At 66.9% G+C, this 1050-nt stretch carries 1 protein-coding gene; it reads right to left on the bottom strand.

The window, feature by feature from the left end:
- Nucleotides 1–12 precede the first annotated feature (12 nt).
- Nucleotides 13–915, bottom strand: coding sequence for an IS5 family transposase (locus tag AB0M30_RS47700; protein ID WP_364599343.1), 903 nt, complete (start codon nucleotides 913–915; stop codon nucleotides 13–15).
- Nucleotides 916–1050 lie beyond the last annotated feature (135 nt).

Below are 1050 nucleotides of genomic sequence, written 5' to 3'. Positions count from 1 at the left end.
CTAGAGCCTGTTTCAATGTCGTAGCCACTCGTTGATCGCCGCGATGTGCACGGTTGCCTCGTAACGAACCGCGAGTTTGTCGAACCGTGTGGCGACGCCTCGGTTGCGTTTGAGCCGGTTGATGCCGCACTCGACCGCATGACGCTGCTTGTAGACCTCCGGGTCGAACGCCGGTGGCCGCCCGCCGGCCCGGCCGCGGTTGCGGCGATGCCGGACCTGATCAGCGGGCTGGGGAATCGTGCACGCGATCCCCCGCCGCCGCAGATAAGCCCGGTTGGCCCGGGAACTGTAAGCCTTGTCCGCCAGGACCCGATCCGGCCGGGTCCGGGCTCGCCCACCACCAATCCGGGCGACCCGGACCTTGGCCAGCACCGCCTCGAACTGCGGGGAATCACCACGCTGACCGGCGGTCACCAGCAACGACAGTGGTTTCTGGCCTTGCTCGGTGGCCAAATGCAGCTTGGTCGTGAAGCCTCCCCGGGACCGGCCCAGCGCGTGGTCGGCCGGTTCGGGCTCGCCGATACCGCCGGGCGGTTCTTTCTGCAGGTCACCCTCGATGCGGGCGCCTGCTGCGTGCTGGTGCGCCCGGTTGATCGTGGAATCCACGCTCACCTCCCAGGTGATCAGCCCGGCGGCATCGGCCCGGGTCTGCAACCCGGCCAGGATCAACGCCCACACACCGGCGCGCTGCCAGCGTCGGAACAAGCCATAGACGGTTTGCCAGCAGCCATACACGGGTGGGACGTCACGCCACGGCGAACCGACACGGACCCGCCAGCGAATGCCGTCCAGGAGTTGACGTTTACTCCACAGAGGTGGGCGGCCTGGCTTCTTGCCGACGGGCAGCAGTGGTTCCAGGATCGCCCACTGCGCGTCGGTCAGGTCGGCTCGCCCCGTCGCCGCTAGGCTGGGCACGAGGTCTCCGGTGTTCTTGATCAGCTTGGTCGTTGATCGGTCTACCGGAGACCTCGTCTATTTGATCCAGGACACGCCGCACCGACCATGTCGGCCAGAAGCTCCGCTGGTCAGCACATCGAAACAGGCTCTAGC

This window comes from Amycolatopsis sp. NPDC051716 (assembly GCF_040681595.1).
Classification (GTDB): domain Bacteria; phylum Actinomycetota; class Actinomycetes; order Mycobacteriales; family Pseudonocardiaceae; genus Amycolatopsis.
The sequence above is the reverse complement of the archived record's forward strand: the minus strand, read 5'-3'. Positions and strand labels throughout refer to the sequence as shown.